Source organism: Devosia sp. (assembly GCF_048261455.1).
GTDB lineage: Bacteria > Pseudomonadota > Alphaproteobacteria > Rhizobiales > Devosiaceae > Devosia_A.
This window is the reverse complement of record NZ_JBLXGA010000014.1, coordinates 22,773-44,635: the sequence shown is the minus strand read 5'-3', so window position 1 is coordinate 44,635 and position 21,863 is coordinate 22,773. Positions and strand designations below refer to the sequence as shown.

The following is a 21,863-nucleotide window of genomic DNA, read 5'->3' as shown; positions in this document are numbered from 1 at the left end:
CGACGCTCGACCCGCCCACAGCCTATTTCGTCGTTCCCGGCAACGGATAGCGCTCCACTTCGCGCAGCAGTTCGACGAAACTGTCGACAGCAGTCTCGGCCGAAATCCGGCCCTTGTCGGGCGTTGCCAGATGCGCTTCTCCGGCGGCGCCGAGGGGGTGGATGTCGCTGGCGATCCAGGCGTAGCTCAGCATCCCCGTTGGCCGCAGATATTTATAGGCCTGCTCGTCGCGCTGGGCGACAGAGGGAAAGTCCTGCAGCTTGTCATGTTTCACCAGCTCGGGGCGGAAGTGCATGACCAATGAGGTTTCCGCGTCCCCGCCGTGAATGCCGAAGCGGTTCTCGATGTCGGAGTAAATGTCCTTGGGCCAGAACTGGCTCCAGCCGGTCTTCACCGCCAGCATGTTCTCGCGCACCCGCAATTCACGCGCGACAATATCGAGAATCGAGACGTTGCCGCCGTGCGAATTGACGAAAACGATCTTCCTGATCCCGGCCCGCGCCACCTCGAGCCCGATCTGGGTCCAGTTGTCGATCAGATTGGTCGCAGTGTGGCTGACCGTGCCAACCTGCCAGATGTGCTCGTTGGATTTGCCCACCGCCTGCACCGGCAGGATGCGGATATCAAGGTCGGCGGGCGCACGCTCGACCAGCAGGTCGAGATGGCCCTGGTTGATGATCGTATCGGTCCCCACCGGCAGATGCGGGCCATGCTGCTCGATGGCCGCTGTGGGCAGGATGGCGATGGTCTTTTCCGGGTCGATCCCGGTGAAGTCGGAGGCGGTGAAATCGCCCCACCAGATCTTGCGCTTGGTCATGGTCTCTCTCAGGCGGGGGTGGCGGCGATGGCTTCGATCTCCACCACGAATTCGGGCCGGGCGAAACCCGAAACGATCATCAGCGTCGATGCGGGCAGCGGATCGCCGAACAAGCCGTTGCGCACCTCCATATAGGGTTTGAGGTGCTCGCGCCCGGTCACATAGGCGTTGATCTTGACGATATCGGCGGGCCCCATGCTCGCTTCGGCCAGAATGGCAAAGATATTGTCGAAACATACCTTTGCCTGCCCGGCACAATCGGGGGGAATCGTGCCATCAGCAGTAATGCCGAGCTGGCCCGAGCACAGTACGGTGCGTGCACCGGGCGGCAGCTCGACGCCATGGCTGTAGGGCGCGAAGGGCGGATGAATGGATGGGGGAGAAAGCGGTTTGGTCACAGAACCTCCGGAACGTCGGGTGCTCAGGTAAACGCCAAATCCGGGGTTTGGAAAGCCCCAAGTCCGCCCACGCTGCCCATTTGAAGGGCAGTGGCGAAAGTGACGCATAATTGGGCTTTTCTTTTTGCGCACAGCCCTGCCACTATGGCTGGTGTACCTGCGGGTTCGTGCCGCCCTACTGCGAAACCGCACCGAGAATTCAACAGGGGAGACTTGCGAATGACTTCTTTCACCACACTGGCCGGCGCGGGCGCGATGGCGGTGGCGCTCACTGCCTCTGCAGCGATGGCGCAGGACGCCGTCAGCTTCGGCACCAACTGGCTGGCCCAGGCTGAGCACGGTGGCTACTACCAGGCCGTCGCCGACGGCACCTATGAGAAATACGGGCTCGACGTGACCATCCGTCAGGGCGGCCCGCAGGGTGCCAACCGCTCGCTGCTGATCGGCGGACAGATCGACTTCTACATGGGCGGCATGACCACCGCCATCGACGCCGTGGCCCAGGAAATCCCGACGCTCACCATCGCCTCGATCTTCCAGAAGGATCCGCAGATCCTGATGGCGCATCCCGATTCCGGCATGGACACCTTTGCCGACCTTGCCGATGCCTCCAAGTACATCCTGAGCAAGGATGGCTTCATCTCGTACTTCAGCTGGATGAAGTCGGCCTATCCGGAATTCGTCGACGAGAAGTACGAGCCCTACACCTTCAACCCGGCGCCGTTCATCGCCGATCCGATGGCGATCCAGCAGGGCTATCTCACGTCCGAGCCCTATGAGATCGAAAAGCAGACCGGCTGGACCCCGACCGTGTTCCTGCTGGCCGACAATGGCTTTCAGCCCTACTCGACCACGATCGAGGTGATGAAGCCGTGGTATGACGAGAACCAGGACGTGGCCAAGCGCTTCGTCGAAGCCTCGATCATCGGCTGGTACAACTACCTGTACGGCGACAACACTGCCGCCAACGAGCTGATCCAGAAGGACAATCCCGAGATGACCGACGGCCAGCTGGCCTATGGTCTCGAGAAGATGAAGGAATACGGCATCCTCGTTTCCGGCGACTCCGTCGGGGGCGGCATCGGCTGCATGACCGATGCGCGCTGGGAAGACTTCTACAACCAGATGCAGGAAGTCGGCATGTTCGAAGCCGGTCTGGATGTCTCCAAGGCCTATACGACCGACCTGGTCTGCAAGGGTCTGGGTACGGACCTCGTCACCCAAGAAGACGACATGTAATTTCCAACCCTTCGGCGCGGGCACTTCCGTCCGCGCCGTTCGACCCTAAGGTGGGCAATCAGACTTGACCGATCTCTCTCATGCCGCGCCCCCGACGGGCGCGACCGCTGCGCCCCGTACCGTCGTTTCGATGCGGAACGTATCGAAAGTCTTCTCCAACGGCACGCTGGCGCTCAAGGACATGTCACTCGACGTCGTGCGTGGCGAATTCATCAGCCTGCTCGGCCCTTCAGGCTGCGGCAAGTCCACGGCGCTGCGCATCATCGCCGGCCTCGGCGGTGCCTCGACCGGCACGATCGACTGGCCCAGTTCCAAGATCAATTCCCGCGGCCTGCCGGAAGGCGATGTCGGTTTCGTCTTTCAGGAGCCCACGCTGATGCCGTGGCAGACGGTACTCGGCAATGTCTATCTGCCGCTGCGCCTCGCCGGCATTTCCAAGTCCGCCGCCCGTGAGCGGATCATGGATGCGCTCGCCTCTGTCGGCCTCGAAGACTTCGCCGACGCCTATCCGCGCGAACTCTCCGGCGGCATGAAGATGCGTGTGTCCATCGCCCGTGCCTTGGTCACCAAACCCAAGCTGCTGCTGATGGACGAGCCCTTCGCGGCGCTCGACGAAATTACCCGGCAAAAGCTCAACGACGACGTGCTGCGGCTGTGGAAACAGTCCGGCGTCACCGTGATCTTCGTCACCCATTCGGTGTTCGAAAGCGCCTATCTTTCCAACCGCATCGTCGTGATGAAGGCCCGTCCGGGCCAGGTCTTTGCCGATATGCCGCTCGAAAACAGCGGCGAGCGCGACGCCGATTTCCGCACTTCGGAAGCCTACCGCGCCGCGACCGAGAAGGTCTCGCGCGCCCTGCATGATGCCATTCACGCCGGCGGAGGCACCCACTGATGACCGACAGTTCAGCCGTACCCAACGCCGCCGGACAGCCGACCGATACAGAGGCCGGCACCGACAGCGCCGTAGCGATCCTGCGTCCGCGCACCTCCAACACCGAAAAGGTGATGCGCATTCTCATCCCCGTCAGCATGCTGGCCATTGCGATCGTCATCTGGCATCTGGCGGTGACGATCAACGATATCCCGCGCTACATCCTGCCGTCGCCGGCCGATGTTGCCAACTCGCTGTGGAACGACTGGCCGACGCTGGCCCCGGCCCTGCTGGTGACGCTGCGCATCACCTTCACCGCGCTGTTCCTCGCCCTGATCGGCGGCGTCGCCATGGCGATCCTCTTGGTCCAGAGCCGGTGGATCGAGCTGGCGCTGTTTCCCTTCGCCGTCATCCTGCAGGTGACGCCAATCATCGCCATTGCGCCGCTGCTCCTGATCTATGTCAGCGACACGCAGTCGGTGCTGCTGATCATCGCTTTCCTCGTCGCCTTCTTCCCGATCCTGTCCAACATGGTGGCGGGTTTGAAGAGCGTCGATCACAACCTGCTCAACCTCTACGACCTCTATGGCGCTTCACGCTGGCAGACGCTGATCTATCTCAAGCTCCCCTCCTCCATCCCCTATTTCATGGCGGGGCTGCGGATCGCGGGTGGGCTGGCGCTGATCGCTGCCGTGGTTGCCGAATTTGCCGCCGGCACCGCCGGTCAGGGATCGGGCCTCGCCTTCCGGCTGCTCGAGTCGCAATACCGGCTGAACATCCCGCGGCTGTTCGCGGCGCTCATCATGCTCACCGGCACCGGCGTCGCCATTTTCGGGCTCACAAGCTTCATCGCCTGGCTCGGCCTGCATCGCTGGCACGAAAGCGCCCTGAAGCGGGAGAATTGATTGTGGGATCGCGCGTCCCCCTTCTCGCCCTCTCTCCCTCATCCGCCTCGCGGGCACCTTCTCCCATCATGGGGGAAGGTGGGCCAAGCCCGGATAAGGGTGGAGTTTCAAACCCGGAGCCTATTGCATGACTGACCTCACCTCCGGCTCCATCACGCTCACCAATGCCACCATCCCGCATGCGGCGATGGGCAAGGTCGGCGATGGCGCAACCTCTAAGTTCGATATCGAGATCGTCGACGGCACCATTGCCGCCATCCGCCCGGCCGGCAGCGCCCCCGTCACCGGCGCCAGCCACGACATGGACGACGGGCTGGTTCTCCCCTGCTTCGTCGATATCCATACCCATCTCGACAAGGGCCACATCTGGCCGCGCAAGGAGAACCCGGACGGCACCTGGCTCGGCGCGCTCAATGCCGTTCAGGAAGATCGCGAGCGCCTGTGGCGTGAAGAGGATGTAGAGCGCCGCTTCGATTTCGCGCTGCGCTGCGCCTATGCGCATGGCACCGCCGCCATCCGCACCCATCTCGATTCCAGCCCGCCGCAGCATGAGATCAGTTGGACGCTGTTCGAAAAGATGCGCGCGCGCTGGGCCGGCCGCATCGAACTGCAGGCCGTCTCCATCGTCGGCCCCGATACGCTGGTCAGCCCCGCCGAGAACGACGCCGTGGCGCAGCAGGTCAAGGCCTCGGGCGGCATTCTGGGCGGTTCGGTCGGGGTGTTCGACCGCTCGCGCGAAGCCATGCGGGCCGTCGTCGAAAAGGCCGGCGAGCTCGGGCTCGATCTTGACCTCCACACCGACGAAACCGGCGATCCCGCGGCCCATGCGCTGCTGCACCTTGCCGAAACAGTCACCGAGACCGGCTTCAGCGGCAAGGTGATGGCCGGCCATTGCTGCGTCCTCACCGTGCAGGACGACGCCATCGTCAAACGCACCATCGACGCGGCCACCAAGGCCGGCATCGCCATCGTCTCTTTGCCGATGTGCAATATCTACCTGCAGGATCGCGACAACGAGAACGGCCGGGTCCGGACGCCGATCCGCCGCGGCGTCACCTTGCTCAACGAGTTCAAGGCCGCCGGTGCCCTGGTCGCCGTCGCCTCCGACAACACGCGCGACCCCTTCTACGCCTATGGCGATCTCGACGGGGTGGAAGTGTTTCGCGAAAGCGCCCGCATCCTGCATTTCGATCACCCGCAGGATCAGGCCTGGGATTGGATCCGCGCCATCACCAGCGCGCCCGCTGCCCATGCCGGCTTCAGCTATACCGGCACGATTGCCGAAGGTGGCCCGGCCGATCTCGTGCTGCTGCGCGCCCGCAGCTGGAGCGAACTCAACGCCCGGCCGCAGACCGATCGCATCGTACTGCGCGCGGGCAAGGCGATCGACACGACGCCACCCGATTACCGCGAACTCGACGACCTGATGGAGTAGTTAGAATGGATCTCGAAGGCTTCCGCGCCGCACTCGGCGACATCCCGGTCGAAGACAATCCGCGCATCGTGCAGCAGAAAAGTCGCGACCATTACTGGTACTCGCCGCGGCTGAAATCGCAGCTCGAGCATGTGACGGCGGCCATCGTCGTCTCGCCCCGCAGCGTCGAGGAGGTCGTCACCGTCTTGCGCGAGGCCTTCCGTTTCGAAGTGCCGATCACGCCGCGCGGTGCCGGCACCGGCAATTACGGCCAGGCCATGCCGCTCTCGGGCGGCGCCATGCTCAACCTGATGAACCTCGACAAGGTCATCTCGATCAGCCACGACCGGGTCCGCGCCCAGGCCGGCGTCGTGATGGAAAAGCTCGACGAAGCGACCATCGAGGCGGTCAATGGCGAGCTGCGCTTCCACCCCTCGACCTATCGCATGGCCTCGCTTGGCGGCTTCATCGCCGGCGGCTCGGGCGGCGTCGGCTCGATCCGCTGGGGCGGGCTGCGCAATTTCGGCAATATCCTGGGGCTCAAGGTCGTCACCTGCGAGGCCGAGCCGCGTGTGCTCGATCTCACCGGCCCCGACATCCTCAAGGTCGCCCACGCCTATGGCACCAATGGCATCATCGTCGAAGCGGAAATGCCGCTGACCGCGCATTACGACTGGGTCGATGTGCTGGTGGGCTTTGACGACGCCTATGAGGCCTGTGCCTTCGCCGGTCAGGTGGCGCTGCAGGACGGGCTGTTGTGCAAGGAAATCTCGCCGGTCGCCGCCCCCGTGCCGCATGACTATTTCAACCGCCACCGGCCGTTCATCAAGTCGCGCGAGCAGTCGGTCGTCCTCATCATGGCCGCGCCTGCCGCCATGCCGGCGCTCGCCGATTTCGTCGACTTCCACAAGGGCGACATGCTCTATCGCGGCGACGAGGCGGCGCCCGAGGTCAAGGCCAAGCTGCCGCCGGTCTATGAGCTCGCGTGGAACCACACGACGCTGCGCGGGCTGAAGATCGATCCGACCATCACCTATCTGCAGACCCAGTATCCGAACCTCGAAAAGGTCAAATGGGCCATCGACACCTTCGGCGACGAAATGCCGATGCATATCGAGATGACGAAATTCGACGGCCGCGTCGTCTTCTCCGGCCTGCCGATCGTGCGCTACACCACCGAGGAGCGGCTCGAAGAGATCATCAAGCTGCACGAAGCCAATGGCTGCCTCGTCTTCAACCCGCATCGCTTCACCCTCGAAGAGGGCGGCATGAAGCAGACCGACCGGGCGCAGCTGGCGTTCAAGAAGGAGGCCGACCCCTCCGGCATCCTCAACCCGGGCAAGATGATCGCCTGGGATGATCCGGATTTCGATTTCGACAGCGGCCGCACCTGGCTGTTCACCGGGCTCTACACGCTGGGCGCCGCCTGATGCGCGTCCACGTCATCCATGCCCACCCGGTCGAGACCAGCTACAACCGGTCGCTGTTTCACGCCACCTGCGAAGGGCTGAAGACGGCCGGGCACGAGATCGACCCGCTGAGCCTTTACGACGAGGACTTCCCCGCCGTGATGAGCCGCGAGGAGCGGCTCAACTATCACGAGGTGCCGGGCAATCTGACGCCGCTGACCAAGCCCTATGTCGACCGGCTGCAGGCCGCCGATGCGCTGGTCTTCGTTCATCCGGTCTGGAACTACGGCTACCCGGCCATTCTCAAGGGCTATTTCGACCGCATCTTCCTGCCCGGCGTGAGCTTTCGCATGGAGAGCGATGGCGGCGAGAACGACAAGGGCAAGCTCGTCCCGGGCATGACCAACATCAAGAAGGTCGCCTATGTCACCACCTATGGCGGCAGCCGCTTCCGCACCATGGTGATGGGCGATCCGCCCCGCCGCCTCGCCATGCGCTGGGGCTGGGTGACCTTTTCCAACCGGCCGCAATATCTGGCGCTCTACGACATGAACAACCAGACCCCGGCCGGCCTCACGGCTTTCCTCGACAAGGTGAAAAGCGAGATGTCGCGGTTCTGACGGACGGTGCCAGAGCGAGGACCACGGGAGACCGCGCGCACCAAACCCGCCCACCCCGTGTCATCCTGCCCTAAGCTCGATGTCATCCCGGGCGAAGACCCGGGATCCATCCCAAGCTATCGCCGCCCGTGCCTCCCGGCGTGACTGGCCGCGCCAAGGCCACTACCTGCCGTCCCCACGTTCCGCATCAACAGTTCATTATCCATAAATGTGGCGTTCCCACAGAGGCTTGTAGTCGCCCGTTCGAGCGGCATTTGAACATGCGACCTTAGTCGCCGGAGCGCTTCGTCAGCCCCTTGCCCTTCCCCGGATGCTCTTTGGTGTGGCCGGGGCTGGTCTTGCCCGCATGCTTGCCGTCGTGGTGCGGGTCGTCACCACCAGTCGACGGCGGCGATGATGGCGGTGGCGACGATGGCGGCGGAGAGGACGGCGGCGGAGCAGAGGACGGTGGATTTACCTCGCTCGACCCAGTGCTTGATCCGGTCACTCGGACCGTGTCGGCCACAGTGCGGCGCAGGCATTTTTCGGCAGAGCGCACGCGGAACTCGCGCAGCAGTGGTCGTTGCGACACGGCATAGAGGAAGCCGGCGCGCAGCGTCGCGCGCGTCCTGGCATCCACCGATCCGGTGTCGCCGAGAACTTCAGATTGCTTCCGGTCGAACCGCCCAACCTGGCAGGTATCCGACAGCGTCGCGCATTTGGCGGCGCGGGCGCATAGCGTCGCCGCCCCGTGGTACAGCAGCACATTTGTCGTTCCCGCCGTCACCGTAAAATCGAACGCCGTGCCGCGAATGCCGATCGTCCCCGAGGGCGTATTGATGGCGTAGCGTTCCTTCGGGGCATTGCCGGTGACAAAACGGAACGTGCCGGTCAGCGCATTGACCGCGAAATTGCCGGACGATCCGTCGGCGCGCAGCAGATAGTCCTCGAGGACCAGCGCCGAGTTCGGCCCGACGACCAGTTCGGTGGTGTCGGCAAAGCGGATCTGCACCAGCCCGCTGGCATCGGTTTCCACCTTGTCGCCAATGAACAGGTCGGACCCCACCCTGAGGATTTTGACCTCGGCTCCGGCCCGCACCACCGCGCCGGAATCGACACCCAGGGCGGAACCGTCGGCGGCAACGGCCGGGCCTGCAGCAGCGATCATCGCCGCCAGAAACATCCGTACAAGACGACCAGACATGGCTCCCCCTCCAGAGAGCTGTCATTAGGCACACATTTCTTGCGCGGAGGAAATAGTCTTAACAAGTGGTAAACGCCGCCCTGCGCAGCTCACACAGCTGAAAAGCAGACCTCGGCAGCCGCCAAAGACGTCGCGCTCAACAATGAGCTGATCGACTGTCGGCCTGTCAGGCTCTGTTCATCGGCACGGCATTGGCGTGACCATTTGGTGGCAATCCGATGCTCCGCCGCGGCCCGCCCTCCGGGATGACTTCAGAAGCAGCAGCAGCGTCAATGACTTGCCCAGTTTTATCCCCGCCGGCCCAACGCGGCGCATACTCAGCGAGAAACGTCGCCGAAAAATGTATTCAGATCAGCACAGGAGGGCAGATCAGCCGAACTTCCAGCCGGACTTGAACTGATAGAAGACGTGCAGACCGATCTTGGTGTTCTTCTTCATCTTGCGCGCCCAGTGCGGGTAGACATAGGTCGCATGGTAGTGCGTCGACATGCCGACATCGGCGATATACTCGGTCGCCGGGATGACCAGCTTGGCGATTTCCATCGCCTGGTCCCAGGCCTTCTTTTCGGTCACGCGCTCGGGAATGCCGTCGCAGGCGAAGCTGAACTGGCAGGCATTGCGCTTGTTCTGGTTCTGAAACACCACGCCGCAGATGGTCGAGGGATAGAGCCGGTGGGCGACGCGGTTCATCACCACCTGCCCCACGGCGACCTGGCCGCGATAGGCCTCGCCGCGCGCCTCGAAATAGATTGCCGTCGCCATGCACCAGACCTCCTTGTCGGAGACTTTGTTGCCCTTGGTGTCACGCACTGCGCCGTCGAACACCGTCGCCGGCAGGTCGGCGCGGGCATAGGCCAGCTTTTCGGGGATCAGCTGCGGTACCGGCGCGCCGTCGGGGTGCGACAGCGCATCGATGGCATCGAGCGCGGCAGAGCTCATGTCTGGGTCGATTGACGCCACGGCGATCGGCGTGTCCTCGACGATCATCGTCGGCGCGGCGGGGGCCAGCTTGGTCTTTGCCGCCTCGGGATTGCGCAGCATGGCGATGCGGGCGCGAATATCGGCGAAGCCGCTGGTGAGGGCCATCAGGTCCTCCGTCGGCCGCATCCGGTCCTGCTTGTCGCTGCGGTTGGGGCCGACGAAACCGCCGGAATTGAACATGTGGTCGATCGAGCCGGTGATGATCACGTCGGTGCCCGTGCGCGCCAGGCTCGCCTGTGCACTCACCGGCAGAACCGGCAATGTTTCACCGAAGTCGGGCGCATTGGCTGCACCGGTCAGGCCGACCAGGCTGAGCAGAGCAAAGGCAGCGCCCGCGAGGGCCCTGAGGGTCGCCAGCTCGCGACGAGCCCGGCGGATCCGATTTTCCGGAACGATCAACACGCTTTACTATCCACGCAACGCTACACAACTCGATACGCGCCGGGCATTCCAGTTTGATACACTGTGACGCAAATGCCGACGGTTCCGACTATGAGCGGTTAGGGTTAGGGCAAGGTAAACGCGGTGAAATGGCCACGCGAAGGCACACAGGTGGCAAGGATCGGGAGATTTGACGGCCGGCAGTTGACCCGCCCCGGCGCCGCCCCTAGCGATAGGGATCAGGGGCGGGAGACGACCAAATGACTGATACGGCTACGCAACCGTCGCGCTTGCCCGGCGGCGTGCGCGCCCCGAAAGGCCACAATGCCTGGTTCGTGGCGCTCGGCAGTTCCTTTGCCGCCGGCGCAGGTCTGGGCGACCGGCTGCCCGGCACGCCGCGCATTTCAAAACGCACCGCCCATGGCTACCCCCAGCAGCTGGCGCGGCTGCTGGACGTCCCCTCCTTCACCGACATGTCCTCTTCGGGCGCGACGCTCGAAGAGGTACTGCACGGCGGCCAGGGTCGGCTCGGCCCGCAGATCGACGCGGTGGGGCCGCAGACCCGTCTCGTCACCCTCACCGCCGGCGGCAATGATATCGGCTATGTCGGCGACCTGATGGGCATGGCGCGCGTCCGTCGCCCGGGCCTCGCCGGCGCTTGGCACCGGCTGTTCTTTAAGGGCCCGCGCCGCCCGGAAGAGCGCGATTTCGCCGCGCTCCACACCACCTTCGTCACGACGCTCACCGAACTCCGCCGCCGCGCACCGCAGGCGCTGATCATCGTCGCGACCTACCCGGCCATCCTCGACACGGCGCCGCCCTGCCCGGCACTCGGCATCAGCGCCGCCGAGGCCGACGCCATGCGCGGCGTCGGCGAACAGCTGGCCGAGACGACCCGGCAGGCCGTCGCTGCGACGGATGCGGTACTGGTCGACATGGCCGCGCTGTCCACTGACCACGCGGTATGCAGCGAACAGCCCTGGATTTACGGGCCCTTCCCCAAGTCCGGCATGGGGTTCCACCCGACGCTCGCGGGCGCCACGGCCACTGCCGCGGCCATCGCAGACCTTATCCGCGAACGGGGTCTCGTCGGCTGATTACTGTGCCAGCGTCAGCCGCGCCACAGGCACCCGGTAGGGCGAGCAACTGACATAATCCACATCGAGCGTCGCGAAATAGTGCAGCGACGCGGGATCGCCGGCGTGCTCGCCGCAAATGCCGATCTTGAGGTTCGGGTTGGCGCGCCGTCCGTCCTCGATCGCCCGCGAGATCAGCTCGCCGACCCCCTTCTGGTCGAGGGTCACGAAGGGGTCGAACTCATAAATTCCCTTGCGCTGATAAACGGCCAGAAAGGCCGGGGCGTCGTCGCGGCTCAGGCCATAGGTCGTCTGCGTCAGGTCATTGGTGCCAAACGAGAAAAACTCCACATGCTCGGCGATCTCGGCGGCCCTCAGCGCGGCGCGGGGCAGTTCGATCATCGTGCCGAAACTCAACCGCTCGCGCGCCGGCGCCGGCAGGCGCGCCTGATCGAGAATGGCGAAGGTCTGGCGTTTGATCTCCACCACTTCCGACACGGTCGAAACGAATGGCACCATGATCTCGAGCGTCACGGGCTCCGACTGGTGCGCCGACGCAGCACGCACGCCGGCAGCCAGCGCCTCGATCTGCATCTTGAGGATTTCGGGATAGGTGATCGCCAGCCGCACGCCACGATGCCCGAGCATCGGGTTCGACTCGGCAATCCGGTCGAGCCGGCGGCGCAGCGCCTGAACGCCCAGCCCGAGCGATTGCGCCGTCTCTTCGATGTCCTCGTCGGTGCGTGGCAGAAACTCATGCAGCGGCGGGTCGAACAGACGCACCGTCACCGGCTTGCCGCGCATCGCGGCAAAGATCGCCGCATAGTCGGCCGACTGGAAATCCACCAGCCCGTTCAGCGCTTTCTCGCGATCCTCAGGGTTCTCCGACAGAATCATGCGGCGCAGCGCCACCATGCGTTCGCGCGAAAAGAACATGTGTTCGGAGCGCGCCAGCCCGATCCCCTCGCAGCCGAAGCTCAGCGCCGTGTTCACGGCCTCGAGCGTTTCGGCATTGGCCCGCACGGCGATGGCGCGCGAGGCATCGGACCAGCTCAGCAACTGCTTCATGGCGCCGCCGATATGCGGCTGCGACAGTGGCAAGGCGCCGGCATAGATCACGCCATCGGTGCCATCGATGGTGATCCGCTCGCCGGCCTTGAAGGTCCGCTCGCCGATACGGCAGGTGAGATTGGCCGGGTCGATGGAGAGGCTGCGCACGCCCGCGACGCAGGGCTTGCCGGTGATCCGCGCCACGACACCGGCATGGCTAGTCATGCCGCCGCGCGCCGTCAGAATGCCGGTCGCAGCCTTCATGCCCTCGATATCGGTCGGGCCGGTTTCGGTGACGACCAGAATGCAGTGCCGGCCGCGCGCATGCATGCGCGCTGCATCCTCGGCAGTGAAGACGATCACGCCGCTGGCGGCGCCGGGCGATACGCCCAGCCCCGAGGTCAGCGCCGTCCGGCTGTCGGGCGACTTCAGCCGCGGGTGCAGCAATTGCTGCAAGCGCAACGGATCGATGCCGCGCACCGCATCGCGCCGCGTCCAACTGCCGCGCGCCACCCTATCGACCGCGGCCTCGAGCTCGGCGGCTGCCGAGGATTCGGCGCGACGGGCCGAGACCAGGCGCACGATGTCGCCCTCTACCGTCACGGTGCAATTGAGATTGGTCCCCGCCAGCCCGTCCATCAGCTCGCACAGCTCCCGCGCCGAATCCGGCAGGCTGCGCGCGCCGTCCTCCGCCGGGCCCATGGCCCCCGTCTGCGGATCGCGGATCAGGAAACTGTGCATCCTGCTGCCGGCCATGGCCTGAACGATCACCAGGTCGTCCGGTTCGCCGGCAAGCGTCTCGAAGACTTCGGTAATCGCCAGCGACAAAGGATGACGCGGATCGACGGCCTCGGCCTCACTGGTGGGCGGGGTCAGCGCAAGCCGGGCCGGGCTGAGCCCCGCGCGATGCGCCCGGGCCGAGGTACGCACCACCAGTTCTGGAGCCTTCTGGTCGCGTCCCACCAGCCGGAGCAAGGTCGCCACCCAGTGGCCGCGCAGTGTGGCGTCTGCGGTCTTCAGCGCCAGCCAGCCGCGGCGGGTGATGGCAATGGTCGGCACGGTGGGGAAACCGGCGGCACACGCCGCATGCAGCCAGCGGGCCTTGCCGGTCAGCAGTCTGGCCTGGGCTGCCGAAAGGCTCGCCTTGCCCAGTGCGGGCGCTACAGCGAACATTTCCGAGGCCAGGGTCACCATGACACCATTGTTGATTGCACAGACCATAGTGGGGGCGCAGGATGAAGGCGGCAACCCTTGACTTGGACGGGCATAGAAAGCATTTCCTTGGCTATGCAAACAAGGCCGCAGCTCGACATAACGCTCTGTGCACCCCGCGGCTTTTGCGCCGGGGTGGATCGGGCCATTCAAATCGTGGAACTGGCGCTCGAAAAATACGGGGCGCCGGTCTATGTGCGCCACGCCATCGTGCACAACAAATATGTCGTCGACGGGTTGCGCGACAAGGGTGCGGTCTTTGTCGAGGAGCTCGACGAGATCCCCGATGGCGATGCGCCCGTGGTGTTTTCGGCGCACGGCGTGCCCAAGTCGGTCCCGGCCGGCGCCAAGGCGCGCAACATGTTCTTTCTCGATGCGACCTGCCCGCTGGTCTCCAAGGTGCATATCGAGGCCAACCGGCATCATGCCGAAGGCCGCGAGATCATCCTCATCGGCCACGCCGGCCATGTCGAAGTGATCGGCACCATGGGCCAGTTGCCCGAGGGTGCGGTGACCCTGGTCGAAACCGTCGCCGATGCCGAGGCCTTCGAGCCGCGGGATCCCGAAAAGATCGCCTTCGTCACCCAGACGACGCTCAGCGTCGACGACACGTCCGAAATCGTTGCGGCGCTTCGCCGGCGCTTCCCGGCCATCACCCTGCCGCACAAGGAAGACATCTGTTACGCCACGACCAACCGGCAGGAAGCGGTGAAAGCCGTGGCGCCCAATGTCGATGCGCTGGTCGTGGTCGGGGCGCCGGAATCGTCCAATTCTGTGCGCCTCGTTGAAGTGGCGCAGCGCAGTGGCTGCGACAATGCCGTGCTGGTCGAGCGCGCCGACAAGATCGACTGGTCGCGCTTTGAAGGTATTTCGACGCTCGGCATCACCGCCGGCGCCTCGGCGCCCGATGCCCTGGTCGACGAAGTGATCGAGGCCTTTGCGCAGCGGTTCGACATCAAGGTCACGGCCAGCGGCCAGCAGCGCGAGCACATTACCTTCAACCTGCCGCGCGAACTGCGCCAGCCACAGGCAGCGACGCCCGGCGCATGAGCGATCTCGACCTCATCGAAACCGACCGGCTGGTGCTCTCCGGCTGGCGGGCCGACCAGATCGGTGACCTCTATCGCCTGCATGGCGACCCGGTTGTCGCGCGCTATCTCACCGGTCACGGCAAGCCCTGGACGCCCGAGCAGATGGACGCTGCCCTCGCCGGCTGGATCGCACTGTTCGAGCGCCAGCAGATGGGCAAGCTGCGCGTCACGCGCAAATCCGACGGTGCGCTCGTCGGCCGCTGCGGCTTTGGCGTTTACGGGCCCGAAGAAATCCCCGAGATCGGCTATTCGCTGTTCCCGGAATACTGGGGCAATGGTTACGTGTTCGAAGCGGCGAGCGGGCTCAAGGACTGGTACTGGCGCGAGACCGATCGTGACCATTTCCTCGGCATGGCGGATGCGCGCAACGAAGCCTCGCTGAAGGTGCTGCGCAAGCTCGGGGGCGTCTATACCCACACGGGTGACAGCTACGACCACCCCAATGTCGAGTTCTACCGCTACGACCGGCCGGCCACCGCCTGATGGCCAATATCGTCGTCATTCACACCGATGGTGCCTGCTCGGGCAATCCCGGCCCCGGCGGCTGGGGCGCCGTGCTGCAATATGGCGACAAGCTCAAGGAGCTGAAGGGCGGCGCTGCGCTCACCACCAACAACCAGATGGAACTGACGGCCGCCATCGAGGCGCTCGGCGCCCTCAGCCGCCCCTGCGCGGTCGAACTGCACACCGACAGCAGCTACGTCAAGGACGGACTGACCAAGTGGATCCACGGCTGGAAGAAAAACGGCTGGAAGACCGCAGCCAAAAAGCCCGTCAAGAACGCCGAACTGTGGCAGGCCCTCGAGGCTGCCAGCCAGCGCCACCAGATCGACTGGCGCTGGGTCAAGGGCCACGCCGGCAATGAAATGAACGAACGCGCCGACCAGCTCGCCAACGAAGGCATGGCGCCGTTCAAGACAACCCGCGGCTGAGCCCGGCCCCTCGATCGCCTAAAGCGCCACCTCGATATGATCGGGCGGCAGCCCCTGCCGCGCCCGCTCGACCATTGCGGTGAACGCCGCCTCCAGATGACGGGTATAGCTCTCCATGTCGAACAGAGGGCTAGTCTCGCGGTTCTGCGCCAGCTTCTCCTTCAGCGCCGCAGCACGTGCCGGATCATTCCCGATCGCGACAGCCGTTTCGACGTAGGCTTCGCGGCTATCGACGATCAGTTCCGGCATGTCGATGGCCGTCAGCAGGCTCGCAGCGACACGGCTAGCAAAAGTCTCGCCCGGCAGCGTCAGCACCGGGACGCCCGCAAACAGCGCGTCGCTCGCCGTGGTGTGGGCATTGTAGGGGCGCGTATCGAGGATCAGATCGGCATGGGCAATGCGCGCGAAATGATCTGGAAGTGACACATAGTGTGAGAAAACCAGACGTTCTGGGGCAACGCCGCGCTTTTCCGCCTCGCGGCGCAGGTTCGACTGACCGACAGGGTCGTTGCCCCTGAGCCATAAGACGCTCTCCGGCACCCGACGCAGAATATCCATCCAGTCGTCGAAAACCTCCGGCGTGATCTTGAAGTCGCCGTTGAAGCAACAAAGGACCACCCCGCTCTCGGGTAGTCCCTCGTCGGTGCGCGATGGCCCCGGCACCGCCGGCAACAGGCGCCGGTCGCGCGGCATGTAACAGTGCGGCAGCCAAGCCATCTTCTCGCTGTAGTGCAGAGCACTCGCCTCGGGCACGATCGTTTGGTCGGCGATCATATAGTCGATGTGTTCAGCACCGGCCGTACCGGAATAGCCAAGGTAGCTCACCTGGATCGGAGCGGCACGATGGCGGAATATCTGCGGGCGGGCGCCGCGTGTATGACCGTCGAGGTCGATGGCGATATCGAGACCCTGCTGGCGTGCGTGCCGTGCAGCGTCGCGATCTGAGAGACCGTTCAGGTCGACGACGTGATCGAACAGCGCGTCGAGGTCCCGCGAATGCGCTTTCACCTGATAGGTAAAGGCCGCGATGTTGAAGCGAGACCGATCGTGCAACGCGATCGCCTCGAGCAACAGCAGCATCACCGGGTGGTCTCCAAAGTCCGCGGAGAAATACCCGATGCGCACCGGCCCTTTTTCGGCACTCAGATTGGGCCGATCGGCGGACGGTCCCGCGTTCGCGACCCAGGCACGCGCAGCCTGGTGTTGCAGCGCCGCGGACTCCAGTATCGAAAGGGAAACAAAGGGCGGCAGCGCCGGCTGCCCCTTTCGCACCCGCGCAACGACCGCCTCATGTTGTGCGTGGTAGTCCGTCCAGTCGCATAACTGCATCTGTTCATGCAGGACGACGCCCGGCAGATTGGCCGAATTCGGCCTCAAGGCCAGAGCCTTTCGGTAGTCGGCCAGGGCCTCAGGACGGCGTTTCAGCTGCCGCAGACAATCTGCGCGGCCGACGTAGGCCTCTGCAAGCTTGGGCTGCAACCCGACGGCCTGATCGAAGATCGGCACCGCTTCGGCCGTTCTTCCGACACCACGCAGGGCCCGCCCCAGAAGGCAGAGCGTCTCCGCGTGGCCGGGACGCAGTTTCAGGGCACGGCTGGCGTCCGCCAGCGCCAAATCGAACTGACGCATATCGTTCCGAATGCGTGCACGGTTGGCGTAGGCCATGACCAGTCCAGGCGCCAGCTCCAGCGCACGATCATAGGCTGCAACGGCGTCCTCCAGCCGCCCCTTGGCGCGCAGTGCCATCCCGAGATTGCTGAAGCCGCCCGCATTGTCAGGATTGATCCGTGTGGCGCGCTCCAGCCGACTGATCGCTTCGCCGATCTGTCCAGCATGGTATAGTGCGACGCCGAGGAGATTGAGCGCGTCGAAGTCATTTGGCTGCTCTCGCAGCACCTGTTCAAATCGCGCGCGGGCACCCTGAATGTCTCCTTGCTGCAGCAGCGATACACCGCTCTCCAGCCATTGCCGGATCTGATCCTTGCTCGTCGTCTGCATCTCAAGCCCGCAGTTTTCGCGTCAGATCGTAGGTGACTTAACACCCGGCTGCTTGCAAGCGCTTGCCACTACCTTTCATGGTTTCTGAGCGAGGTTGCCACCCACCATCACGTGAGTTGCCCCCTGGCCCTGGCTTGGAGACACTCACTGTATGCGCACGCTTCTCATTTCCGTCCTCACTGCCCTGACGCTGGCTGCATCACCCGCCCTGGCGCAGTTTCCGCCGCCGGGCATCTATCAGTGCACTGACACGAGCGGCACGATGGTGGGCGAACTGACTCTGCTGGTCGCGGGCGATTACAGCTTTGCCGATCCCGAGGGTAAAACCGGGAACGGCCAGGTCGCCTCGGCCGGCAGCGACGTCGATCCGCTCAGCGGCCCGCTCGCCGACAGGCAGCTCTATGGCAGCTTCGAAACGGGCGCAGACGGCGCGACGGTGTTCGTTTTCACCGGCCCCGAAGACCTCACCGTCACCTGCCGCTAGGCGGCCTCGGCCAGCATCTTTTCGAGATCCGCGAGCAGCTACGGCGGACCCGGTCAATCAGCCGGCACGAACCGCGCGAGCCTGGGCCAAATGACCTTGGACCGCTTGGCGCCATTCTTGCCGCTGTGTGGAACATCGTCAGCGGCTGGGTCGTCATCGTGTGTGGCGCCAGCATCCTGACGACCATCTACGGCCACTATGTCGAGCATCGCGAGATTCCGAAGATGTCGTGAGGCGGAGGCCGCCGCAGCACAGTGACCTGCAATGGGGAGGTCTTCAGGCGACCAGTCGCCGCGTCACACCGGCCGGCACTGCAGCTCCACCTTCAGCCCGTCCGGGCCCGTGACGAAGAGCTGACGCGGGCCGCCGGGAATGCCGGTGGCGTGATAGACTATGCCCTCGCGCTCGAGGCGGGCCTTCGTCTCGTCGAAATCGAAGCCGGCGAAAGCGACATGGTCGATCACCCCACCGCGGGATGGCGCGTCGCCTCGCAGCGACAGATGAATCACCGGTTGCTCATCAATATAGAGCCAGTGGCCGGGATCGTTGAACGCGGGCCGATGCCCGTCGGTCACACCGAGCAGTCTTACCAGAAAGTCACGGGTCGCCGCGAGATCCGTGGCGCCGATATTCACGTGGTCGAAGGCGATCTTCACCACCTCACTCCGCCCCGCCACCCGCGGTCTGCAGCCAGGCGGCGCCGCAGGCCTTGGCCAGCTCGCGGATCCTCAGGATGTAGCTCTGGCGTTCGGTCACCGAGATGACGCCGCGCGCATCGAGCATGTTGAAGCTGTGCGAGGCTTTGACGACCTGCTCATAGGCCGGCACGGCCATGGTCTGGCGGTTGCCCTCCGCGCCCTTCGCCAGGATGGCGCGGCACTCGTCCTCGGCGTCCTTGAAGTGACGGAACAGCATGTCGGTATCGGCGGCCTCGAAGTTGTATTTCGAGAATTCCTGCTCGTTTTGCAGGAAGACGTCGCCATAGGTGACCTTCTCATCGCCCTCGCGGCCGTTGAAATTGAGGTCGTAGACGTTCTCGACGCCCTGGATGTACATGGCGAGCCGCTCGAGGCCGTAGGTGATCTCGCCGGGCACCGGCATCGTCTCGAAACCTGCGACCTGCTGGAAATAGGTGAACTGGCTGACTTCCATGCCGTCGCACCAGCATTCCCACCCGAGCCCCCAGGCGCCGAGCGTGGGGCTTTCCCAGTCGTCCTCGACAAAGCGGATATCGTGCAGGGCGCTATCGAGGCCGATCTCGGCCAGCGAGTCGAGATAGAGCTGCTGGATGTTCTCCGGTGAGGGCTTCAGGATCACCTGGAACTGATAGTAGTGCTGCAGGCGATTTGGGTTTTCGCCATAGCGACCATCCGTCGGCCGGCGCGAGGGCTGCACATAGGCAGCCTTCCAGGGCTTCGGACCCAGCGCGCGCAGGGTCGTCGCGGTGTGGAAGGTACCGGCGCCCATCTGCATGTCATAGGGCTGCAGGATCACGCAGCCCTGGTCGGCCCAGAAGCGCTGCAGGGTGAGGATCATGCCCTGGAATGACTTCCGGGGGTCCATGTGGGCGGGCAGTTCGGTCATTGGCGTCCAAGTCCGGCTGGAGAAGGCGCGCGGAACCTAGTGGCGGCGGCGCGAGGGGTCAATGGCAAGCGGCACTGGCGATCTACGCCGGGTCAGGCGCGCCGGGCAGCCTGCGAGCCTTCCATGCCCCCATAGCGCGCCACAAGCGCGGCGGTATCTTCAATCGGCACCGGGCGCGAGAAGAAATATCCCTGGGCCAAACGGCCGCCGAATGAGCGGACCCGCCCCAGTTCGGCGGCAGTCTCCACCCCTTCCACCACGCAGTGCAGCCCCATTTCGGTGCTCAGCGTCAGGACAGAATTGATGATCTGATCGGAAATCTCGCGATTGTCCGAGCCATACATGAAGCTGCCATCGATCTTGATCTGGGTGAACGGCAAGGCGTGCAGTCGCGACAGGCTGGAGAAGCCGGTGCCAAAGTCGTCGAGCGCAATGCCGCAGCCGAGTTGACGCAGCAGCGTCACGGAGCGCTGCACCTGATCAAAGTCATGGCCGAAGGCACTCTCGGTGATCTCCAGATCCAGCCGGCGCGCGTCGAAGCCGCTTTTTTGAATGACGGTGATCAGCGACAGCACGGTTTCGCGGTTCTGCAGATCCTGTGGCGACAAATTGAAGCCAAGCCGAACGGGTGCCGGCCAGGACTCCGCGGCCGCCAACGCCTTGGTCAGCAGCGGAGTAGTGAGGCTGGAGATCATGCCGGCGCGTTCGGCAATGGGAATGAACTCGTTCGGCGGCACATTGCCCAAGGTGGGGCTGTGCCACCGGGCGAGGGCCTCGAAGCCGTGGAGCCGCATGCCGCTGACATCGATGATGGGCTGGAAAGCCAGCGTCAGTTCTGCCGCGATATCGGCATTGCGCAGGGCGTGTTCGATGCGGGATTGGCGCCGAAGCCGCTCTTCCAGCTCGGGGGAAAACACCGTGCTCAGGCCCCGATTGCTGCTCTTGCCTTCGTACAGGGCATAGTCGGCGCGATCGAACAGGTCTGTTGCGCTGATGCCTGGCGCCGACACGGCGACACCGACGGTACCGGAGACGGTTACCGAGGCTTCGGGAAGCGGGAAGGCGGCGCGGATCTGCTCACAGGCCCTGTCCGTTTCGGCCTTGATGAAATCGACGTCCTTTTCGGACGGCACGAGGAAAGCGAACTCGTCGCCGCCCAGACGGGCGATGAAGACGCCGACCGGAAGCTTGGCGCCGAACGCCTTCAACCGTTCCGAGACCAGGCCCAACAGGCGGTCACCGGCGGAATGCCCATAGGTATCGTTGACTGGCTTGAAGCCATCGAGATCGAGAACGCCCAGCACGAATGTGGTGCCCTCGCGCTCGGCTGCGGAATGCCGGCGTTCCAGCTCCTCGAAGAAAGCGCGCCGATTTGGCAGGCCTGTCAGGCTGTCGAGATTGGCGAGGTGCAGGTTCTCGTGGCTCAACCGCTCGGCCTCGCGCTGACTGCGCAGCATGGTATTGAGGTTGCGGTAGTTGACGCTCAGCATGCTGACGAGGCCAAAGCCGACGAAGATGAAATTGATCGCCAGCGCCACGAAAGTCGGTCGACCGGTGCTGGCAAAATAGACCACGAACAGCCCCAGCACGATGACAGTGACGATCACGGCTGCGGACCGCAGGTGCATCAGGCTGGAGATGCAGCACACCACGGTGATCGCCATGTAGAAGGCCACGTGCGATTGCTGATAGGCGTCGCCGTATCCGACAAGGCTCAATGCCCACAGAGAAAACGCCAGGGCGATGGCACCCGCCATCACGTTGGTTCGGCGCAAACTCAACAGCCGCTCACGCGCGGAGACTTCAGTGTTCCGTGCGCGCCACCACAAGACGATACGGATCAGTCCGAAGGTGGTGAAAACGCCGGGCACAAAGACCGTCAGCAAGCCCGGCGCCGAATACATATGGGTAAAGGCGAGCGTCCAGGTCGAGGTCAGCAGGATGAGATACATCATCGGCATCTGGCGCGAATAGGCAGCGAACTGCGCCTTCGCCAGATCCTCGTTGTCATCCGGAACTGTCAGTAACTCGGTAAGAGAGGCCAGTAAACTGCGCAAGATATCGCTCCCGGCCGTCGCCGCGGGTCGTATTGATCATGCGCATTAAGGCAGCCTAGCCCTGAATAAACCGATAAGACCGTAGGGCCACTCGCAATTTGAGTGCTGCGAATGCCGACGTACTAGGCGATGTCCCGTGGTCGGCCGGAAGAACCTTG

Annotated in this window: 20 protein-coding genes; 11 read left to right on the top strand and 9 right to left on the bottom strand. The window is 64.2% G+C overall.

Annotated elements, in window-relative coordinates; genetic code table 11:
• Positions 1-22: 22 nt before the first annotated feature.
• Together ACN0TK_RS14510 and ACN0TK_RS14505 are read right to left on the bottom strand one after the other, a co-directional pair.
• On the bottom strand, positions 23-817 hold the full coding sequence (locus ACN0TK_RS14510; protein WP_417310238.1) for a creatininase family protein: 795 nt from the start codon (positions 815-817) through the stop codon (positions 23-25).
• An 8-nt stretch (positions 818-825) separates the two neighbouring features.
• Entirely contained in the window at positions 826-1,215 is a 390-nt protein-coding gene (locus ACN0TK_RS14505; protein WP_417310237.1) for a RidA family protein, read from the bottom strand.
• A 219-nt stretch (positions 1,216-1,434) separates the two neighbouring features.
• On the opposite strand from ACN0TK_RS14505, the gene ACN0TK_RS14500 reads away from it, so the two are divergent.
• From ACN0TK_RS14500 to ACN0TK_RS14475, 6 genes are all read left to right on the top strand, one after another.
• Positions 1,435-2,454: an ABC transporter substrate-binding protein gene (locus tag ACN0TK_RS14500; protein ID WP_417310236.1), complete on the top strand. Its 1,020-nt coding sequence runs from the start codon at positions 1,435-1,437 to the stop codon at positions 2,452-2,454.
• A gap of 130 nt (positions 2,455-2,584) precedes the next feature.
• Positions 2,585-3,349, top strand: a complete 765-nt coding sequence (locus tag ACN0TK_RS14495; protein ID WP_417310290.1) for an ABC transporter ATP-binding protein — start codon at positions 2,585-2,587, stop codon at positions 3,347-3,349.
• The gene (locus tag ACN0TK_RS14490; protein WP_417310235.1) at positions 3,349-4,233 is read left to right on the top strand and encodes an ABC transporter permease; all 885 of its coding nucleotides are present in this window, start codon (positions 3,349-3,351) and stop codon (positions 4,231-4,233) included. The genes ACN0TK_RS14495 and ACN0TK_RS14490 overlap by 1 nt, the downstream gene beginning before the upstream one ends.
• A 127-nt stretch (positions 4,234-4,360) precedes the next feature.
• Positions 4,361-5,668 (top strand): cytosine deaminase, encoded by a 1,308-nt coding sequence (locus ACN0TK_RS14485; RefSeq protein ID WP_417310234.1) that lies wholly within the window; start codon positions 4,361-4,363, stop codon positions 5,666-5,668.
• 5 nt (positions 5,669-5,673) lie between these two features.
• Positions 5,674-7,077, top strand: coding sequence for an FAD-binding oxidoreductase (locus ACN0TK_RS14480; protein ID WP_417310233.1), 1,404 nt, complete (start codon positions 5,674-5,676; stop codon positions 7,075-7,077).
• Entirely contained in the window at positions 7,077-7,676 is a 600-nt protein-coding gene (locus tag ACN0TK_RS14475) for an NAD(P)H-dependent oxidoreductase (RefSeq protein WP_417310232.1), read from the top strand. The genes ACN0TK_RS14480 and ACN0TK_RS14475 overlap by 1 nt, the downstream gene beginning before the upstream one ends.
• A gap of 268 nt (positions 7,677-7,944) precedes the next feature.
• On the opposite strand, the gene ACN0TK_RS14470 is transcribed toward ACN0TK_RS14475, so the two are convergent.
• Positions 7,945-8,859, bottom strand: a complete 915-nt coding sequence (locus tag ACN0TK_RS14470; RefSeq protein WP_417310231.1) for a FecR family protein — start codon at positions 8,857-8,859, stop codon at positions 7,945-7,947.
• Between the two features lie 369 nt (positions 8,860-9,228).
• Positions 9,229-10,242, bottom strand: a complete 1,014-nt coding sequence (locus ACN0TK_RS14465; protein WP_417310230.1) for a cell wall hydrolase — start codon at positions 10,240-10,242, stop codon at positions 9,229-9,231.
• A gap of 239 nt (positions 10,243-10,481) precedes the next feature.
• On the opposite strand from ACN0TK_RS14465, the gene ACN0TK_RS14460 reads away from it, so the two are divergent.
• Positions 10,482-11,318 carry an SGNH/GDSL hydrolase family protein gene (locus tag ACN0TK_RS14460; RefSeq protein WP_417310229.1) on the top strand — a complete coding sequence of 279 codons (837 nt, stop codon included), beginning with the start codon at positions 10,482-10,484 and terminating at the stop codon, positions 11,316-11,318.
• Here ACN0TK_RS14460 and ACN0TK_RS14455 read toward each other — a convergent pair whose 3' ends face one another.
• Positions 11,319-13,541 carry a putative PEP-binding protein gene (locus ACN0TK_RS14455; protein ID WP_417310228.1) on the bottom strand — a complete coding sequence of 741 codons (2,223 nt, stop codon included), beginning with the start codon at positions 13,539-13,541 and terminating at the stop codon, positions 11,319-11,321.
• Positions 13,542-13,634: 93 nt separating this feature from the next.
• Here ACN0TK_RS14455 and ispH point away from each other — a divergent pair, with 93 nt between their 5' ends.
• Genes ispH through rnhA form a run of 3 tightly spaced genes read left to right on the top strand, consistent with a single transcriptional unit; the run spans position 13,635 to position 15,582 of the window.
• Entirely contained in the window at positions 13,635-14,609 is a 975-nt protein-coding gene (gene ispH / locus ACN0TK_RS14450) for a 4-hydroxy-3-methylbut-2-enyl diphosphate reductase (RefSeq protein WP_417310227.1), read from the top strand.
• Positions 14,606-15,133: a GNAT family N-acetyltransferase gene (locus tag ACN0TK_RS14445; protein ID WP_417310226.1), complete on the top strand. Its 528-nt coding sequence runs from the start codon at positions 14,606-14,608 to the stop codon at positions 15,131-15,133. Before ispH ends, ACN0TK_RS14445 begins: the two co-directional genes overlap by 4 nt.
• Positions 15,133-15,582 (top strand): ribonuclease HI, encoded by a 450-nt coding sequence (gene rnhA, locus ACN0TK_RS14440; protein ID WP_417310225.1) that lies wholly within the window; start codon positions 15,133-15,135, stop codon positions 15,580-15,582. Before ACN0TK_RS14445 ends, rnhA begins: the two co-directional genes overlap by 1 nt.
• Positions 15,583-15,600: 18 nt before the next feature.
• Here the strand turns inward: rnhA and ACN0TK_RS14435 are convergent, their stop codons facing one another.
• Positions 15,601-17,580, bottom strand: coding sequence for a tetratricopeptide repeat protein (locus ACN0TK_RS14435; protein ID WP_417310224.1), 1,980 nt, complete (start codon positions 17,578-17,580; stop codon positions 15,601-15,603).
• A gap of 151 nt (positions 17,581-17,731) precedes the next feature.
• On the opposite strand from ACN0TK_RS14435, the gene ACN0TK_RS14430 reads away from it, so the two are divergent.
• Entirely contained in the window at positions 17,732-18,064 is a 333-nt protein-coding gene (locus tag ACN0TK_RS14430; RefSeq protein WP_417310223.1) for a hypothetical protein, read from the top strand.
• Between the two features lie 296 nt (positions 18,065-18,360).
• Here the strand turns inward: ACN0TK_RS14430 and ACN0TK_RS14425 are convergent, their stop codons facing one another.
• The 3 genes from ACN0TK_RS14425 to ACN0TK_RS14415 all read right to left on the bottom strand — a co-directional run bounded on the left by ACN0TK_RS14425 (position 18,361) and on the right by ACN0TK_RS14415 (position 21,705).
• Positions 18,361-18,720, bottom strand: a complete 360-nt coding sequence (locus tag ACN0TK_RS14425) for a VOC family protein (RefSeq protein ID WP_417310222.1) — start codon at positions 18,718-18,720, stop codon at positions 18,361-18,363.
• Positions 18,721-18,724: 4 nt separating this feature from the next.
• A complete protein-coding gene (locus ACN0TK_RS14420) occupies positions 18,725-19,648 on the bottom strand; it encodes a glycine--tRNA ligase subunit alpha (protein WP_417310221.1) in 924 nt (307 codons plus the stop codon).
• 92 nt (positions 19,649-19,740) lie between these two features.
• Complete coding sequence (locus ACN0TK_RS14415) at positions 19,741-21,705, bottom strand: putative bifunctional diguanylate cyclase/phosphodiesterase (protein WP_417310220.1); 1,965 nt, start codon at positions 21,703-21,705, stop codon at positions 19,741-19,743.
• Positions 21,706-21,863: the final 158 nt, after the last annotated feature.

Coding starts and splice junctions, on each gene's coding strand:
- ACN0TK_RS14510 (WP_417310238.1), bottom strand. CDS start 817: ATGACCAAGCGCAAGATCTGGTGGGGCGATTTCACCGCCTCCGACTTC.
- ACN0TK_RS14500 (WP_417310236.1), top strand. CDS start 1,435: ATGACTTCTTTCACCACACTGGCCGGCGCGGGCGCGATGGCGGTGGCG.
- ACN0TK_RS14495 (WP_417310290.1), top strand. CDS start 2,585: ATGCGGAACGTATCGAAAGTCTTCTCCAACGGCACGCTGGCGCTCAAG.
- ACN0TK_RS14490 (WP_417310235.1), top strand. CDS start 3,349: ATGACCGACAGTTCAGCCGTACCCAACGCCGCCGGACAGCCGACCGAT.
- ACN0TK_RS14485 (WP_417310234.1), top strand. CDS start 4,361: ATGACTGACCTCACCTCCGGCTCCATCACGCTCACCAATGCCACCATC.
- ACN0TK_RS14480 (WP_417310233.1), top strand. CDS start 5,674: ATGGATCTCGAAGGCTTCCGCGCCGCACTCGGCGACATCCCGGTCGAA.
- ACN0TK_RS14475 (WP_417310232.1), top strand. CDS start 7,077: ATGCGCGTCCACGTCATCCATGCCCACCCGGTCGAGACCAGCTACAAC.
- ACN0TK_RS14470 (WP_417310231.1), bottom strand. CDS start 8,859: ATGTCTGGTCGTCTTGTACGGATGTTTCTGGCGGCGATGATCGCTGCT.
- ACN0TK_RS14460 (WP_417310229.1), top strand. CDS start 10,482: ATGACTGATACGGCTACGCAACCGTCGCGCTTGCCCGGCGGCGTGCGC.
- ACN0TK_RS14455 (WP_417310228.1), bottom strand. CDS start 13,541: ATGGTGACCCTGGCCTCGGAAATGTTCGCTGTAGCGCCCGCACTGGGC.
- ispH (WP_417310227.1), top strand. CDS start 13,635: ATGCAAACAAGGCCGCAGCTCGACATAACGCTCTGTGCACCCCGCGGC.
- ACN0TK_RS14445 (WP_417310226.1), top strand. CDS start 14,606: ATGAGCGATCTCGACCTCATCGAAACCGACCGGCTGGTGCTCTCCGGC.
- rnhA (WP_417310225.1), top strand. CDS start 15,133: ATGGCCAATATCGTCGTCATTCACACCGATGGTGCCTGCTCGGGCAAT.
- ACN0TK_RS14435 (WP_417310224.1), bottom strand. CDS start 17,580: ATGCAGACGACGAGCAAGGATCAGATCCGGCAATGGCTGGAGAGCGGT.
- ACN0TK_RS14430 (WP_417310223.1), top strand. CDS start 17,732: ATGCGCACGCTTCTCATTTCCGTCCTCACTGCCCTGACGCTGGCTGCA.
- ACN0TK_RS14420 (WP_417310221.1), bottom strand. CDS start 19,648: ATGACCGAACTGCCCGCCCACATGGACCCCCGGAAGTCATTCCAGGGC.